We start from the raw sequence: 16083 nt of genomic DNA, 5'->3' as shown, positions 1-16083 counted from the left end.
ATGTTAGTAGGTACAGGTATTTACATTGGAATGGGCGAGTCTTTACATGCATATATCTATATAACATTTATATTACAATTGATTATTCTAGGTCTTCTCTTATTAATCTACCGTCTTTTTAAAAAGGTGGGGTATTCAAAATTAATAAATATCTGTTCGCTTTGCTTAGTCACAATTAGTCATTTAACTTATGTTTACTATATTATCGCGAGTTTTATATATTATTAGACGAAAAATTAGGAGAAAGATATAAAAAAAACGCTACTGAACAGTCCGAATACACTATGCTTGTTGAACTATCCTGCCCCGATAGTTGCATAAAAAAAGCTACCTTAAAGACAGCTTGATCTTCAGCTAACGCACCCGTTAGTTCATTAAGAATTGAGTTAATAAATATATCTAAAAGTCTCATATTTTCCATACTTGATAACAGTTTTAAATTCTTCTCCACCATTTTTATCCTTTAACAAAGCATCCATTTTATCATCTTTAATATTGTAATGTCTCTTATTCAGAAAGCCTACACTTCGGATTGTTGGATGGTCTAAAATTGGTGATAAGTCACCATCTAACACATTAGTATCAACAAATCTAAAGTCAATTAGGTTAGGAAATTGATTTAAAAAATTCAAATTCTCAAGATTACCGCAAGAATTAAGGCACAGGACCCGAAGATTTTTCAGAGAGAAAAATTCTTCATTTGGTACAAATTTCTTAGATTGATTAATATGTAAATGTTCTAGCGTATTGGCTAATCCAGAAAAACCAAAATCATTTTGTAATTTAGTACAATAATGTAATTCTAAACGCTTTAATTTATTCATTTTTTCTATCCCAAGGAAATCTTGTATATTGGACTAGTTTAATTCTAGATAGAGGAGATTTTCAGGAATACCAACAAAGTTGCCCAGCTTATTCTTTTTATGATGCCAAAGAGTTAAATACTCAATGTTTTCAAGCTCCATCTCATTATACTTATCTTCTTTTAAGTTTAAGTAAGACTGATGATTATCTGGTATTTGTTCAAACCAAATCGTATTATTTCTCCAGTTATCCATTATAAATCGCCCCTATATTCGCCATCATTTCTTTTATCTTATCATTTGAACTTATTAAACTAAACTGCCCCGATAGTTTAAGTACTATCATTCACAATCTCAATAGAGTAGAACCTATTGAGACACATTCAAAGTACCTCTAAATTAGGCTATATAATGTCTCATAAGACTTGTATCAAAATGCTTATCGTTGTAAATGCGCATTTTCCTGACTCTACCCCAATAAGAAAAAAGAGTTGCCCAAGCAACCCATGCTTCAACTAAATTGACATTATTCTTGAGATAAATTTAACCAATTTTTTTCATCAATTGATATGATTTTATACTTTGAACCAACTATATCTAACATTCTTTGATAAGTTTTAACATCCCAAGAATCATCCACATGTTCATATAAGTCTTTTTGTATAAATTCTTGAGTAATATAGTTTGTAACAGAACTAATGTCAACTAATTCTCCAAAAAACTGTCTTAACATAATCGAATCCTCTTTTTCTAAAGGTTCATCTGATAGGAGATAAATTCTAAATACATTAACAATTCCATTTATATCTTCGTCATCTAAAAAACAAAGTGGCTCTAACTTTTTATCTTCTTCTGTAAAGGGTCCTCTAGTATCTTCAATAATGACATAAGCCAGCATTTTATTGTCTTTAAAGAAACGAAAAACTTCTAAATCTCGTAATCTTAGTTTTCTATCGATTGAAATCATTTTTTTCACCTATCCAAATATTAATTTATGACCTGCCGTAATATCTGTACATATTCTTTAGTCTAAACAAATTACCCTTCTGAAACTATAAAAAACAAACATTTTTTATTCAACTAACCTGCCCCGTTAGTTCAACAAGGATTATTTTCTTTTCAGAATAAACCTTGGTGGAGGACCATATGACTGTTCTGCTTCAAAGTAGGCGAGTTTTCCAGGGATACACGAGATTATTGATGGAAATCCTTCACCGACTGACACCTCTAAAGCCGAAGTTAAAGACATATACTTTCCGTCGATAGAATCATTCTAAGACATTGCGTAACAATCATTACCAGCACCTTGTTTTTTCAATAGATTTTCTATTTCTTCTGGGTCAGAATTAGGCTTTGGTATTTCAATCATAAATTCCTCCCTGAGTGTAGTTAAGTAATTATGATTTAATCTGCCTATTGCATCCATTCGTTTTTTTGCCGAAAAAAGTTCGAACAAAACTCTTTGTTGGATTCTTCTATTAAAAAAAGATTTAACAATTATATCTTCAAGTTCTTTATCCATTTCAACCCCTCCCACAACTTAATTTTACCAAAACACCAAATATTTAAGGGAATTCTTGTTAAACTAACCTGCCCCGTTAGTGCCATAAGAAAAGGTTGCCTCAGCAACCTTCCTTATTGAAGTAAAGCACCCGTTAGTTCAAGAAGGATCAGCTTCTATAAACTGTTCATAATACTTTTTAGGGTTACTTATTTTGTTTTCAATGAAAAATTCAGCCTGGTTTTTAACCATATCAATATAGTCACTATCAATTTGACCCTTACGAGTATTCTCAACACTGCCTTCAACCTTAACATAATTTGATTGTACATTTACAATTACCGTCATTATTTTTGTATCTTTAAACGAAACTGTTCCAATAACTTCTTTATTTTCTAAATCAACAGAAGGATAGTCCACTGTTATCCCAGAGGATTTGTACACAGTAAACCCTGGTATTGGTACCATTGGTCTAATATATTTAAATGTAATATAAAGACCAATGCCAACAATCGGTATCAACAAAATTTTCAAGACAAGCGAACCACCCATTACTGTCCTCCTAACAACAATTCTCTTTCCTAAATAATACCATAAAGTTAAAGTTCCTTCTTCAACTAAACTGCCCCGTTAGTGCCATAAGAAAAAGGCTGCCGCAGCAACCCCTTTTAGTCCACCACCTGTTAGTTAATTAAGGGTACTTTCTTACTTTAATTTGAAAGGATGTTAATGTAAATAATCCCAAAATTAAAAATTCACATTATGTGAATTTTCTTAAACAATTGGATTTAAATCATTTTCTCTAATTATTTTCATACACCTATATATTTCTTCTGATATTTTCTGTTTCATTTAATTCATTAGCTTATAACCTACAATGAAAATTCTTATCAAAAATGTGAGCGTGTTAATTTTAAATGATATATATCTATTTTTGATACTCCCTTACAAAAAATTGTTAAATATTTACTTATATAGTAAAATAGTAAAATATATACAAATAAATGGAGGGGATTATATTGAAGTTGAAAAGGTCATTATTGATAACAGCATTAGGTTTATCCATATTAAGTTCTGCTACGGGAGCAAGTGCCGCAGAAACTGAAGGTTTGGTAAATTCACAAGAAAAATCATTTACTCAAGTACCCGATGGTACAGGTGGTTCCATCCTAGCAAAGAATAAGGTTCACGGTAAGTTAACTACACATTCACCTTTTGGAGGTGGAGCCTATGCAGTAGCTAAATCATCCTCTAATAAGATACAGGATTATATTTACGCACGAGCTAAAACCTTTAATGGTGATGGATCTTTAATCAAAACTAATTCGGCAAGTTCTAAAAAGGCGGACTATATTGGAGTTAAAACAATGAACGGAACAGCATACTTTGGGAATGATTGGGCTGTTGGGACTCATATTTTTAAACTTAAAGGGTATAAAGATATTACTGGTCAAACAAAGGCATATTGGTAATAAAAAGAATGAAGAGATATGCTCATTGCATATCTCTTTTAATTAGGAGAAGATTGGTCTATGAAAAAATACTACATTACTGCGTTATCTGTTTTGGTATTGCTTGGAGTTTTTTACTGGTTTTTTTCTTCATCTCCAACTAAAGAATTAAGCACTTCTAACGTTGTTGATATTGAAAAAGAACGCGAACTAACGAATGCGGATGAGTATGGTTCGATTGGGTATGGTTTGGAAAATTTGAAAGGGAAACTTATAGATCAAGGAAGTACACTTAATAGTAAAGACAATGAAGTAACAGTTGTTGCCTCAGTAGACAACGACATAGATGAAGACAGAAAGTATACTTTACTTATTTTTGAAGATTATAAACAAGTAAAATTCAAAGCTGAAAATAAGGAGCAGGAAGTAAATAAATTTTTCTTTGAAATGAAACCTAACAGCTCCATAAACTTCAAAGTTTCTGTTCCTATTCGTTCCGACTCCAGTGAATTGACTTTTGTAATCGTGCAAAAGCCAGAGTATAAATTGAAGGAACTCGATCTAATTAAGGCAGGAATTTTAGAACAAGTTTTAAGTATGCGGTATTCCGTCAACAAAGCTGACAGCAGCGAAAATGTAAAAAAAGTAAAGGAAGTAAAACCTGATGCTATTGTAAAAGATGGGTTAAATGAAAATGTATTTATCACAAATAGTCAGGAAAAGTTGCAATCAATTATGACTGAAAAAGAAGGCAAGAAGCTTAAGCTCTCTGCCGGAAATGAAACGAATGATGAGCTCAGATATGCCGTCATAGCTTTAAAAGATTGGGAGCAAGTTGCAGTTATAGATAACACAGAAGTCTTATATACAACTATTCCTCCAGAAACTAGATATCTTTTTGATTTTAAACTACCGGAAGTTGAAAACGAAAATAATTTCCAATTCATCGCCTTTCCGTTTCCTTATGAAGTATCTGCTGATAATTATGAGAGTCAACTAGCTTTTGGTTCCTTTAGAGTAGTTATTCAAGAAAAAGAATAAGATTATCAATGGAAGGGAAGAATCGGATTGTCTACTATAATTAATATATTAAGTTTCGCGGGTATAGTTGGATTTATAGTTTTTCTAGCCATAGTAAAAACTATAAAAGATAATTCCAAAAGGTAGTTGTTTTTTTAAGCAATCGTATCAAACGTGAATTCATCAGGAACACGCATCGAATGCTAAATCCCTTATATTTGTGGAAATCGAATAAGATGTATAGAAAGGGTACCTCCAGCATTTCGGAATCCAGTACGTTAAGCAAATCCCAGCAAAAAAAATCCCTTTCCTGTACGTTAGGAAAGGGATTTTTTTATTTCTCTTATTGTGCTAAGGCATCTGTTGATAAAAGAATCAACTGTTGCTTTGAAATAAAGATTGATCAAATTGGATTCTTTTCTATTGATTTTGTTTACAGTTTTTATAAAATAGTTTGATTATTTTTAGTGAACCTTAATGAACTAAAGCACCCGTTAGTTTAAGTACATTTCTTCACAAACTTATATTAGTTCACAACTAAGATTTAAGAACATAATTAATAAATTCTGTTTTTGCTTTAGTGTACGCTTCACGATCATTGCTATATTTTTTTGCTAAATTTCTTTTAAGAATAGCGTATTCATCAATAAACTGCTGATTAGTCCGTAATAAATCACGAAAAAGTAGCTGATTATCCCACCGTTCTTCTCCCTCAAGTAAAATATGTAAATGTACTACTCGTTTGTCGTTAATTACTTTCACAAAAAACCTTTGCCAAGGTCGATTGTCTAAGTTAGGTGGTACATAATTCCAGTCGTGATTAGCTAACAATGAAGATATTTCTTTTATTTTTTGAAATGAATCAATTTTAGCCATTAAATCAATGATTGGTTTAGCTGGTAAATTTGGAATAGATGTACTTCCATAATGTTGAATTTCCGTTATGCCGAAAGTTGAAAGAAGATTAAGAAGAAGTGCTTTTTCCTGATTACCTTTTTCTACCCACTTGGGATTTGGTTCGACAATGTCTATTGTCTCATTATCCCAAACGGGCCATGTGCTTTCATCATGAATATCTTTCATTTTACTCTCCCTCAAGATTTTAATTTTTTCAGATTCAGAAAAATCTTTGTACCTGCATTCTTTTACAAACCTGCGCTGCCTTAAAGACAGCTCCGATCTTCAGCTAACGCACCCGTTAGCGAAATAAGAACTTTTTACCTTCTAACGAATAATGAGTATTCTATTGGATTTTCGAATCCTAATCTTTCAGCCAGCTTTATCGACGCAAAATTGTTAACATCACAATCCCAGTTGGGTTTCAAATTTCTTTCAATACAATGTTCAATGAATATTTCTGCAACATATTGAGCTAAGCCCATTCCTCTATACTTATTTTGAGTTGCAATATCAATTTCAGCAAATTGTGATGAACTAAATATAGATGTACACTCACTTACAACGGTATCATTATGTACCAAACAATACCCAAAACCATTCTCAAGAAAATTTGATACTGAACCCCAATATTCATTATAATAAGATTCATTAAATTCTAGACTATCAGTAATTATTTTTTCATCTATTCTCTTTACTTTAAAATCTTTAGGGAGTTTTTCTTTTTTTATTGTTGAGTATGTATCCTTATTAAAATGAAAAGAATATCTATGCATTTGTCTTAACTCTTTTTCAAACAACTTATTTATAACTTGATCCCATTCTTTTGATGGAGAAAACAAAGTGAATCGCTTTTTATCATTTTTTCTGCTTCTATAAATTTCTAAAAGTATGCTGTCAAAACCATTGTTCATTTCGTCTCCACCAATAACAAAAATACCTGAATCAGTTCCAATTAAAACTGTTTTCTTCAATTCATCCATATAGACCTGTCCAGGAATATAATTATTTAATACAGAGTAAGCAAATGTAGGATAAGTTTCTTTATCCTTATTTTCCAGTAAATTCATGGCCTTTTTAAATTCATTATTCATACACTGATTCCCCCTTTGTTTTTTGATTATTCATCATACATGTCGTACTTTCCTTCTTCCACTAACCTGCCCCGTTAGTTCATTAAGAAAAGCCATTCTTGAATAAAAAATCGCTAAGCTGAAAAATGATTATTTTGGTTATTACTCTCATAAATTCTTGAACTACTTCCCCAAGGATGGTATCCGTCACCTATATAAGTGAATCCATATTTTTCATAGTATCCAATGTGATCAGTACAAAGGAAAACTTTATTGAATCCTGCTTTTTCGGCATCAGCCTTAGCACGTAAAAGTAGCTCTTTACCTAAAGATCTACCACGATAGCTATTTTCAATATAAAGAGCACATATCCAAGGCCATAAATCCATCCGACTAATAAAATCATTGCTAATAAGACCTGCGCAGCCAATAATTTCACCATAATCCTCCATTAAATACCAAATAGGAAACGGACTATCCGTTGTTATGCTGTGTGTAATACAGTCCTCATATACTTTCATACTGTTTTCGTTTGCCCATTTGCACTGAAAATATTTAATTGCTTTTTCTTTATACTCGGGATGTTCTCTAACGCTAATAATTTGCATATGACTTTCCCTTCGTTATCTTATTTTAAATAAATTTTTTAGGCGCGATCCTTACTAGAGGATCGCTACACCCGTTCATTAAATTAATGTATTTAATTAGATTTTTATTATTTTATCTTCATCCCATATACGTTCCAAGATCACTTCATTATTAATACAGTTTATTTGAAAAACGTCAGGATTACTAAGGTTTTTCCAACACTCGAAATCAAAGTCACTATTATAATTCTTTAAAAGTAAGGATATTATATTTCCGTGACTGACGATTACTGTGTTTTCAGTCCCACTTTTAAAGACTTCTTCTACAACATTTACAATTCGCTTCTTCGCTTCTTGACTTGACTCTCCTCCTTCAAATTTTAATTCCATATCATTAAATGTTGCTTTTAGTTTTTCATACCAATCAGGTAAGTCCGTTGTGCTTAGTGTTCGTTCTGAGAGGCGTTCATCAATCTCTATTTTAATATTTGCTTTCTCACTTAATGGTTTTACTGATTGAATAGCACGCAAAAACGGACTTGATATTATTCGGTCAATTTTTGCATTACTGAAGAAATCAACTAAATATTTCGCTTGTTTCGAACCTTTTTCTGTTAATTGAGATTCCGAAGGTTGCCCCTGTGCTTCGCAATGTCTGACAATGTAAATCTTCTTTAGCATACAGATCCTCCCACATAAGTAGTAAATACTAGTTTCTATTTTTGTCTGTAATTTCCTTCTTGAACTAAACTGCCCCGTTAGTGCCATAAGAAAAAGGCTGCCGCAGCAACCCTTGTTAATGAACTAAAGCACCCGTTTGTTTAAGTACAATGCTTCACAAACTTAAATTTTAAAAAAAGCAGCCCCTAAAAAAAGTGGGCTGCCTCGTTACAAAAGTTTCTTTTTAGAGTTCTTGAATGGTTGGACGAATAATCATCTCATTAATCGCTACATCTGATGGTTGTTCAATGGCAAATGCAACGGAACGGGCAATGCTAGCAGGCTCGATTCCAATTTTACTAACTTCAATGATTTCAGATTTTAACTCTAAATCTGAAATGGATTCTAGTAATTCTGTAGCAATAGTTCCTGGCGAGATAATGGTTGTACGAATATTGTTGCTAGCCTCTTCTATACGGAGACCTTCTGTAATGGCACGTACCGCAAACTTTGTACCACTATAAACGGCACTAGCAGGGAATACTAAGTGACCAGCTATGGAGGAAACGTTAATGATATGCCCTTCTTTTCTTTCTCTCATGGACGGAAGAACAGCCGCAATACCATAGAGCACACCCTTGATGTTAATATCAATCATCGAATCCCATTCATTGATTTTTTTTTGATGAACAGGTGATAGCGGCATTACGCCTGCATTATTGACCATGACATCAATTTTGCCAAACTCTTTAAGCGCATAATCAGCCAGCTTTTCCATTTGTTCGTGTGAGGAAACATCCGTCACTTTATAAATAGCTTGCCCGCCATTCTGTTGAATTTCTTCTTGTAGCTTTTGTAAACGATCTTCGCGACGAGCGGCCAGTACCAGCTTCGCACCTTTAGAAGCAAGTTCTTTTGCAGTAGCTTCTCCAATCCCGCTAGAAGCACCCGTAATAATGACAACCTTACCTTGAATAGTAGACATACTGTATAACATCCTCTCTTAATAAAAATGTAACCAAAACCGTCAACTTAATTTTTATTCTTCAATCTTAAACCACGGGCCTGAAGCTTGAATGATACCCCAAAGTTTTTCCGGAAGCTCAAGCTCACGAACATTTGAAGCCTTTATCGCTGTCTGGATCTCAGACTCTTGTCCGTTCTGCACCTTTTCCACCCAGTCTGGATTCATAATTAAACCATGGCCAATTGCAGCCAGGGTAAGGCCTTTGTCTAACGCTTGTGCCACATCATCCGGCGTTACCATAGAACCAGCAGCCAACAAAGGTACCCGGCCGTTTACATGGTCCACAAGTAACTCAAGATACGTTTTTTCCTGGCTGTCGACCGGCAGTGAGGAAAGCGCATCTGCCAATGAAGCATGAATATAATCTACATCCTGCTCAACAAGGCGATCAATTAATGCGTAGGTATCCTTCATTCGCAAACCGCCTTCTTCTGATTCTTCAGGAGATATTCTGTATCCTAAAATAAACGGTTTTGTCGCATGTTTTTTAATGACATTCTTCATTTCCTGAACGACTGCCAGTGGGAAACGCAAGCGATTTTCTAGAGAGCCTCCCCACTGATCCTCGCGTCTGTTGAAGAAAGGAGAGAAGAAGTTTTGGAGCAAAAATCCGTGTGCGCCATGAATTTCAACGCCATCAAACCCTGCTTCAATGGCCCGTCTTGTTGTTTCTCCAAACGCATGAATCACGTCCACTATTTCATCGTGTGAAAGTTCTCTCGGCAATACGGAAGGAGCAAAGGCCGTCGCTTCCGTCTCTACAGCGCTGGAACTAACAATATCACCATTTGGTGTCAAGTCCGGCAGTGCTTTGTTGCCGGCATGGAAAATTTGAAGAATGGCAGGAGCTCCGCCGCTTTTCGCTGCATCCGCCAATTTCCGAAGGCTTGGAATAAAGGAATCATCATACGCTGCGAATTCATGCGTAAAACCGATCCCATTTGGCTGAACATGCGTGCAGCCTGTAATCACAAGACCGACACCATTTACTCTTTTTTTGTAGTATGCTGCTTCTTCATCTGAAATGGTGTAATCGTCATTACTTGCCCAAGTGGTCATTGGTGCCATAACGACTCTATTTTTAATGGTGATACCATTTTTAAATGTAAGGGACTCAAATAAGTTGCTGTATTTTGTGTTCATTTATTAACCTCTTTCAATATGTTTATTTATATATTCATGTCAGTTTTGCACTATTTTATAAAGGTTTATCAACCCTTCATGTATTTAAATAGTGCAAGAGTAGATTAATCCTTAGAGTGCACTCTAACGCAAGCGTTTTTTATTTTTATTTTTTTTCGATAAAAACGCGATTTCGAAAACTGTCTGTACGAGGTTTATCAAAAAGACGAAAATGGAGAAAATAACTGGCTGCTTAATCTCTAGAGAAACAGTCTCCTAATTCATTTTCGTAAAAAGTTATTTTATTATCCAGATGTTCTAAACTTCGACGAAGCTTCTCCAAATCTTCCACTACTTTTTTGCGATGATTTTTAAGTAGAGCTAACCTTTCTTCCATAGTTGCATCTCCAACATGCCCCCACATGGCAAATTGTTTCATGTCTTTTAGTGGCATTCCCGTATTTTTTAAGTGAAGCAAAGATTCAATCCATAATTTATTTTCATCCGAGTAGACTCTGACATTGTTCTCGTCTCTGTTTACTTTTATTAACCCTTCTTTTTCATAAAACCTCAATGTATGGTCGCTTAACCCAACGATTTTAGAAAATTCTCCAATAGAATATGTCAATGTAGCCGCCTCCATTAAATCTGATATGTCTATATCTTCTTTCATTTTTAATTTGTGATACAAAGTAAGAGTAATACTTAGAGTTTACTCTAAGTCAAGGTATTATATTTTGTCTCTCTATGATGCACTAACATTTTTAGATTAATTTGGTTTCGTCAGGCAATAAAAAAGGAAAACTCGCCAATACTACGAATTTTCCTTTTTTATAGTTATCCCATTCCTTATTGAACTAAACTGCTTCGCTAGTTAATTAAGGGTACTTTTTCACTTTTATTTGAATGAATAATTATTGTAAGAGTCTTACATTAAGAAGGGCCGCCAATTGGCAGCCTTGTTATGGCGCTAACGCCCGTTTGTTGAATTAAATATAAAGTTATTTAATCTTTTTTACCTTGATTGACCTTAATTAATTCATCAAGCTTCTCATTTCTATCTCGGTCTAATTTTGTTTTTTCATTCATGAACTTAATTACCTTAATTACAAAATAAATGGAAAAACCAGTAATTACTAAACAAAAAATAATAGGTAAAAAAGCTACAAGAGCAAATAATCCATCTCCACTATTAATCATTTCAAACCTCCAATACTATTAAATATATTAATATTATACATTTTCTCTTTCCCCCAAGGTTTGGACGAACCTTAATAAATAACCGTCTGGGTCCATAATTAAAAATTCTTTTTGTCCCTTTAATTTATTATCTGCCCTATACCAATTCTCCTGAATTTCTATCTTAATCGGATACTCATGCATTCTTAGACTCTTATATATTTCGTTAATATCACTTACCGTTATTTGAAAGTTAATTCCCCTCCCAAAAGGATATGTTAACTCCGCAGTCTGCCAATAGCCATTTATCTCTTCAATCATAATTTGACAGTCATTTAGTGATAGCATAGCGAACTTATCTTCTGGACGTTGGTACTCTAACTTAAATGAGAGAATGTTTAAATAAAAATTAAGACTTTTATTTATATCTGAAACTGATAACTCTGGTACTAATGTATTTAGTTTAAACATCATATCTATTCTATCTCCATTTCTAATTTTATTAATATATGTACCCTACCCTATATTCTATATCATTCCTTTCAACAATCCTCCACCGATAGTTGCATAAAGAAAAAGCCGTCTTAAAGACAGCTCTGATCTTCAGCTAACGCACCCGTTAGTTCATTATGAAATTATCTTATATCATCTATTTCTTGTAAAACAACATCTTTAGATATTTCTAATTCAGCCTTTTTCGCTATAAAACTTTCGTCATCCAAAGGTCCAGTTACTTTGCCTGTCTTAATTTCTAATATCCAAAAATTCACTTTCTCTTCATCAGGAATTTGATAGCCATTGCTACTATCTTCGTCTTCTTTCAAACCAAGTTGCTTTGCAATAATATAATTACCATCCCAAGCAACTTCAGTAACTTTCGTAGGAATGACGTCGGTTCCCCAACTACTATCACTTTCTTTTGGTGCAATCTTGACTTGATGGGCTGATGTTCTTATAACAGAATAACCTCCAGGAAGGTCTATATCGTAGTCAGTTGGACCCGGACAACCTGTTAGTAGTGAAAGTGATATTAAAGCTAATAGAAAATAATTAAATAATTGCTTTATTTGCATTAAAATCCCTCGATATCAAAAAAATCCATTCTAATTTCAGCTTTAGTATATTCTATATTCGTATAATTTTCTCGACTAACCTGCCCCTTCGTATTATAAGGTCAGCCAGAAAATATTTCTGGTTGACCATTTTTTATATCGATATATGATAACGGTAGCCGGGGTAGAACGTACCTGCCCGTGGGGCTTAAGATCCCGTCAACTAAACAGTTCGCCCCCTACTTGCTTAAACATGATTTGGCTGGTTGGGACCAAGATCTCGTATAACAAGCGAAGCTATGATACTGCAAGAAGGATTAGGGGTTACCGGCAAATATTATGTTTTTGGAGGAGATAAAAAATGAATCCAGTGGTTGGTCTGGATGTAGCTAAAGGTGAAAGTCAGGTTCAAGCATTCTTGGATAAGAAGAAGCCTTATAAAAGAAGTTTTAAAGTAGCACATACCATTGAAGGGCTAGAGAGCTTACACCAATATCTTAGAGAGATAGAAAACTTAGCAGGAATTCGACCTCCGGTCGTTTTAGAGTCTACTGGGCATTATCATACTCCAGTTGTTCAGTATTTCGAGGAAAGAGGTTATTTACTAATTATCATTAACCCACTTTTCTCCTATCGAGCAAAGAGCTCATCTCTACGAAAAGTAAAGACAGATGTGATTGATGCTTACCATCTCTGCGAGCTGTATTATAAAGAAGATTTGAAACCAAATAAAAAACGAGGAATTCAACTCTTAAACCTTCGTAATCCTACAAGACAACACGAAAATGTAACGGGTATATATGTACAAACGAAACTTCAATTTCAAGCAGTTCTTGATCAGGTTTTCCCTGAGTATCATGGGGTTTTTGGGGACTTATATTCAGTTGCCTCTTTACTAACCTTATTAGAATTTCCTACATCTAAAGATGTTTTGGTAGTCGATGAAGAAGCATTAGGTAATAAAATCGATGAATTATGTACAAGTCGTTCAAGAAAGTGGGCAAATACAAAGGCAAAGAAACTTATAGCTGCAGCAGCTAAAAATCCCTTTCAGACAACACTGTATCAAAGTCACATAATGAGCTAAGAAATGTATATCAAAATGCTTATGGAATACCAAAAGCACCTATCAAAGTTGGATGAAGAGATAGGTGCTTTGGCTAAAGAAATTGAAGAATATAAGATAATCCAATCAATCCCTGGTATCGGTGAAAAAATCGCGGCAACGATTATTTCTGAAATTGGTGAGATTGATCGGTTTAATCACCCTAAAAAACTCGTAGCATTTGCAGGAATTGATCCTAGTATCTTTGAATCTGGTAGATTCAAGGGATCCGTAAACAAAATAACCAAAAGAGGTTCGAGTAGATTACGGCATGCCCTATATATGGCTGTTCGATGTGCCATTCGTGATTGTCGCAAAAAGAAAACGACTGATGAAATCATCCCTCGTAATAAGAGATTACGTGAGTTCTATGATAAGAAACGGAAAGAAGGAAAGCCCTATAAAGTAGCTGTTATAGCATGTGCTAATAAGCTTCTACAATGGATTTATGCACTATTACAAAACAACTCGACTTTCCAAGATCTAGACTAGTTTGAAAGTGCAACTAAATATCACAAAACTTTCCAAACGCTATTCGTAGGGGGGCTATTTGGTATGCATATTTTTAGTATAGCATGAAATATTTTTAGTTTTTATTGATAAATGTTGACAAACTATTAGCTGGTTTAGTTGCATAAGAATAAGCTGTCTTAAAGACAGCTCCGATCTTCAGCTAACGCACCTGTTAGTTGAAGAAGAAAAATCAAAATCATTGTTTAAAAGAGTCTATTTTAAAGAAGTAACAATTCCAATTAAAAAAAGTTCGTAAAAGTGTACTTTTACGAACGGGATAAAATCAGTAAGCCGAAATGTCAATCATGACAAATTTACATTTTTACTGCTTTGAAATACAGTTTGTTAAAAAATAGCCTTGAAATCTTAATATATATTTTAACTATTCATTATTATAAAAATGATTGAATATTTCGGAAGTTGAATCTTACTTATAGAATAATAAAACAATAATGCGTATTTGATGCATACTGTGGGGTAGATGAATCATAAAGTGTTCTTTCTATTTAGCAGGATTAGAATGCTGTTTGTCGCTGTCCCATTTACCTGACAGCAGTATGCATAAGCCAGGTTCAATGACTAAATTGATTAGGATATAAGCCACAATAGGAGCAAGTATAAAACTTCAACCTAAAGAGTTTGAAGTATAAGGGCAATGTAAAGTTTCACAGAATCATGATAGTTTTTTGGATTTTCCCCTGTTTTTTGAGTAATTTTATCTAGACGGTACTGCAAGGTGCTTTTATGGATAAATAATTCTTCAGCTGTCTTCTTCAGTGAAAGGTTATTATCATAATAAGTATGCAAGAGAGTTATCTCCTCTTCTGAAAGTACACCGATCAGCTTAGTCGCATAGACATTTCTTATATGGAAATCAATATTTTCCATGATCATTTCTAAATCGAGCTTTGCATATATACATACCGTTACTTTTTTGGAAAGAGCATATTTTAAGGCAAGTTTTGCATGCTTATAGGACTTTGAAAGCTCATCTAAAATACCGATGCTTCCTATCCCTATCGAACAGTTCATATACTTAAAGCTATTATTCGATTCAAATCTTTTCAGCATTATTTTATACTGTGACTCATTAATAATTAAAGCTATTTGATTAGGAAATAAGTAAGTGAACAGTTTAATACCCTGTTCTAATAAAATCTCTTTCATTTTAGCAGCGAGTGATGAGTTATTATTCAAACCTTGCAAATGAATAATAGCAACAAATACTCTGTCTTCTAATTCATGTTGAAGTTGCTGTAAGTGTTCATTCATGAAGGCATCCCCTTTTTCATTTTCAAAAATGAGCATGCGAACAATAGAAGAACGCAATTCGTCTAAGGAATGAATAACGATCATTTGTTCCTTTATTAACACTTCGGTAATTTTGGTCAGTAAAAACCCTAGTGACTTACATTCTTTTGGATCTCCAGATATGCCGATAACACCAAGAATTTTTTTATCGATTATCACTGGATAACTAATGCCTTTTCTTGCGCCCTTAAACGCCTCATTCCCCAAAACCTCTACAACACTTCCTTTTTCCTGTACTTGAAGGGCAGCAGCATGAAAAGAGCCAATTCGATCTTGGTCCGTACTGGCAATAACCTTACCGTCTAGATGTATAAAGTCTATATCTTTTCCAATGACTTCTTTTGCCGCATCTACAATCATTTGGGCAAACGTATGGCTAATCTGGAAATTTTCTTTTATCATAGATTTTTTCCTTTGCTATAGATTATCTCTTTTTTATTTTAAAAATTGAGGGAGTTGTAGAATATAGCAATTTAGTTTACATAGAGCCCCTAATATTTCAATGAAAAAAGAATATTTATGTTTGACACTGTGTGTTTAGGAGTGTACTTTTACGAATGGTAGAAACAATGCTATACCGCCCATTTCAGAAATTTTCTACGCTAAGAGAATTCCAAGCTGAAAAGTCATTCACCTCAACGCTAAGGAACCGACTTTTTAGTTTGGCTTGTTAAATTAAAGCCACCCGTTTGTTTAAGTTGGAAATTTCACAATCTCGTGCTTTGACAAAGAGTAGTCATAAAATAAGCATATATATGGTAATAACTAAAGCTACTAGATTT

18 protein-coding genes and 1 pseudogene are annotated in these 16083 nt (G+C 33.8%); 3 read left to right on the top strand and 16 right to left on the bottom strand.

All coding sequences use genetic code 11. From position 1 onward, the window contains the following. Positions 1–386: 386 nt before the first annotated feature. From JFU50_RS28875 to JFU50_RS28860, 5 genes are all read right to left on the bottom strand, one after another. Positions 387–824 carry a hypothetical protein gene (locus JFU50_RS28875; protein WP_242489172.1) on the bottom strand — a complete coding sequence of 146 codons (438 nt, stop codon included), beginning with the start codon at positions 822–824 and terminating at the stop codon, positions 387–389. 33 nt (positions 825–857) lie between these two features. Continuing rightward, positions 858–1058: a hypothetical protein gene (locus tag JFU50_RS31220; protein ID WP_242489171.1), complete on the bottom strand. Its 201-nt coding sequence runs from the start codon at positions 1056–1058 to the stop codon at positions 858–860. 271 nt (positions 1059–1329) lie between these two features. After that, positions 1330–1770, bottom strand: coding sequence for a terpene synthase (locus tag JFU50_RS28870; protein ID WP_201225396.1), 441 nt, complete (start codon positions 1768–1770; stop codon positions 1330–1332). Between the two features lie 306 nt (positions 1771–2076). Beyond that, complete coding sequence (locus tag JFU50_RS28865) at positions 2077–2325, bottom strand: hypothetical protein (protein WP_201225393.1); 249 nt, start codon at positions 2323–2325, stop codon at positions 2077–2079. A 138-nt stretch (positions 2326–2463) separates the two neighbouring features. Next, the gene (locus JFU50_RS28860; protein ID WP_201225391.1) at positions 2464–2856 is read right to left on the bottom strand and encodes a hypothetical protein; all 393 of its coding nucleotides are present in this window, start codon (positions 2854–2856) and stop codon (positions 2464–2466) included. Between the two features lie 467 nt (positions 2857–3323). Here JFU50_RS28860 and JFU50_RS28855 point away from each other — a divergent pair, with 467 nt between their 5' ends. Both JFU50_RS28855 and JFU50_RS28850 read left to right on the top strand, forming a co-directional pair. Beyond that, positions 3324–3776, top strand: coding sequence for a hypothetical protein (locus JFU50_RS28855; RefSeq protein WP_201225388.1), 453 nt, complete (start codon positions 3324–3326; stop codon positions 3774–3776). A 60-nt stretch (positions 3777–3836) separates the two neighbouring features. Next, positions 3837–4796 carry a hypothetical protein gene (locus tag JFU50_RS28850; RefSeq protein WP_201225386.1) on the top strand — a complete coding sequence of 320 codons (960 nt, stop codon included), beginning with the start codon at positions 3837–3839 and terminating at the stop codon, positions 4794–4796. Between the two features lie 516 nt (positions 4797–5312). Here the strand turns inward: JFU50_RS28850 and JFU50_RS28845 are convergent. From JFU50_RS28845 to JFU50_RS28800, 10 genes are all read right to left on the bottom strand, one after another. Then, a complete protein-coding gene (locus tag JFU50_RS28845) occupies positions 5313–5858 on the bottom strand; it encodes a GrpB family protein (RefSeq protein ID WP_201225384.1) in 546 nt (181 codons plus the stop codon). A 134-nt stretch (positions 5859–5992) separates the two neighbouring features. Further along, the gene (locus JFU50_RS28840) at positions 5993–6766 is read right to left on the bottom strand and encodes a GNAT family N-acetyltransferase (protein WP_201225382.1); all 774 of its coding nucleotides are present in this window, start codon (positions 6764–6766) and stop codon (positions 5993–5995) included. Positions 6767–6879: 113 nt separating this feature from the next. Next, positions 6880–7353 (bottom strand): GNAT family N-acetyltransferase, encoded by a 474-nt coding sequence (locus JFU50_RS28835; RefSeq protein ID WP_201225380.1) that lies wholly within the window; start codon positions 7351–7353, stop codon positions 6880–6882. Positions 7354–7449: 96 nt separating this feature from the next. After that, the gene (locus JFU50_RS28830; RefSeq protein WP_201225378.1) at positions 7450–8013 is read right to left on the bottom strand and encodes a histidine phosphatase family protein; all 564 of its coding nucleotides are present in this window, start codon (positions 8011–8013) and stop codon (positions 7450–7452) included. 223 nt (positions 8014–8236) lie between these two features. Next, a complete protein-coding gene (locus JFU50_RS28825) occupies positions 8237–8977 on the bottom strand; it encodes an SDR family oxidoreductase (RefSeq protein ID WP_201225376.1) in 741 nt (246 codons plus the stop codon). Positions 8978–9031: 54 nt separating this feature from the next. Further along, positions 9032–10162: an NADH-dependent flavin oxidoreductase gene (locus JFU50_RS28820; RefSeq protein ID WP_201225374.1), complete on the bottom strand. Its 1131-nt coding sequence runs from the start codon at positions 10160–10162 to the stop codon at positions 9032–9034. Between the two features lie 232 nt (positions 10163–10394). Beyond that, positions 10395–10814, bottom strand: coding sequence for a MerR family transcriptional regulator (locus tag JFU50_RS28815; RefSeq protein WP_242489170.1), 420 nt, complete (start codon positions 10812–10814; stop codon positions 10395–10397). Positions 10815–11146: 332 nt separating this feature from the next. Then, a complete protein-coding gene (locus JFU50_RS28810; protein WP_201225372.1) occupies positions 11147–11341 on the bottom strand; it encodes a hypothetical protein in 195 nt (64 codons plus the stop codon). Positions 11342–11374: 33 nt separating this feature from the next. Beyond that, complete coding sequence (locus JFU50_RS28805; protein ID WP_342214653.1) at positions 11375–11794, bottom strand: bleomycin resistance protein; 420 nt, start codon at positions 11792–11794, stop codon at positions 11375–11377. A 161-nt stretch (positions 11795–11955) separates the two neighbouring features. After that, a complete protein-coding gene (locus tag JFU50_RS28800) occupies positions 11956–12393 on the bottom strand; it encodes a DUF3997 domain-containing protein (protein ID WP_201225370.1) in 438 nt (145 codons plus the stop codon). A 340-nt stretch (positions 12394–12733) separates the two neighbouring features. Here JFU50_RS28800 and JFU50_RS28795 point away from each other — a divergent pair. Then, positions 12734–13969 (top strand): annotated as a pseudogene (locus JFU50_RS28795) (IS110 family transposase). A 651-nt stretch (positions 13970–14620) separates the two neighbouring features. Here the strand turns inward: JFU50_RS28795 and JFU50_RS28790 are convergent. Further along, a complete protein-coding gene (locus JFU50_RS28790; RefSeq protein ID WP_201225368.1) occupies positions 14621–15703 on the bottom strand; it encodes a CdaR family transcriptional regulator in 1083 nt (360 codons plus the stop codon). Positions 15704–16083: the final 380 nt, after the last annotated feature.

Source organism: Peribacillus sp. TH14 (genome assembly GCF_016651145.1).
Taxonomy (GTDB): domain Bacteria; phylum Bacillota; class Bacilli; order Bacillales; family DSM-1321; genus Peribacillus; species Peribacillus butanolivorans.
This window is presented reverse-complemented; position numbering and strand designations above follow the sequence as displayed.

Coding starts and splice junctions, on each gene's coding strand:
- JFU50_RS28875 (WP_242489172.1), bottom strand. CDS start 824: ATGAATAAATTAAAGCGTTTAGAATTACATTATTGTACTAAATTACAA.
- JFU50_RS31220 (WP_242489171.1), bottom strand. CDS start 1,058: ATGGATAACTGGAGAAATAATACGATTTGGTTTGAACAAATACCAGAT.
- JFU50_RS28870 (WP_201225396.1), bottom strand. CDS start 1,770: ATGATTTCAATCGATAGAAAACTAAGATTACGAGATTTAGAAGTTTTT.
- JFU50_RS28865 (WP_201225393.1), bottom strand. CDS start 2,325: ATGGATAAAGAACTTGAAGATATAATTGTTAAATCTTTTTTTAATAGA.
- JFU50_RS28860 (WP_201225391.1), bottom strand. CDS start 2,856: ATGGGTGGTTCGCTTGTCTTGAAAATTTTGTTGATACCGATTGTTGGC.
- JFU50_RS28850 (WP_201225386.1), top strand. CDS start 3,837: ATGAAAAAATACTACATTACTGCGTTATCTGTTTTGGTATTGCTTGGA.
- JFU50_RS28845 (WP_201225384.1), bottom strand. CDS start 5,858: ATGAAAGATATTCATGATGAAAGCACATGGCCCGTTTGGGATAATGAG.
- JFU50_RS28840 (WP_201225382.1), bottom strand. CDS start 6,766: ATGAATAATGAATTTAAAAAGGCCATGAATTTACTGGAAAATAAGGAT.
- JFU50_RS28835 (WP_201225380.1), bottom strand. CDS start 7,353: ATGCAAATTATTAGCGTTAGAGAACATCCCGAGTATAAAGAAAAAGCA.
- JFU50_RS28830 (WP_201225378.1), bottom strand. CDS start 8,013: ATGCTAAAGAAGATTTACATTGTCAGACATTGCGAAGCACAGGGGCAA.
- JFU50_RS28825 (WP_201225376.1), bottom strand. CDS start 8,977: ATGTCTACTATTCAAGGTAAGGTTGTCATTATTACGGGTGCTTCTAGC.
- JFU50_RS28820 (WP_201225374.1), bottom strand. CDS start 10,162: ATGAACACAAAATACAGCAACTTATTTGAGTCCCTTACATTTAAAAAT.
- JFU50_RS28815 (WP_242489170.1), bottom strand. CDS start 10,814: ATGAAAGAAGATATAGACATATCAGATTTAATGGAGGCGGCTACATTG.
- JFU50_RS28810 (WP_201225372.1), bottom strand. CDS start 11,341: ATGATTAATAGTGGAGATGGATTATTTGCTCTTGTAGCTTTTTTACCT.
- JFU50_RS28805 (WP_342214653.1), bottom strand. CDS start 11,794: ATGATGTTTAAACTAAATACATTAGTACCAGAGTTATCAGTTTCAGAT.
- JFU50_RS28800 (WP_201225370.1), bottom strand. CDS start 12,393: ATGCAAATAAAGCAATTATTTAATTATTTTCTATTAGCTTTAATATCA.
- JFU50_RS28790 (WP_201225368.1), bottom strand. CDS start 15,703: ATGATAAAAGAAAATTTCCAGATTAGCCATACGTTTGCCCAAATGATT.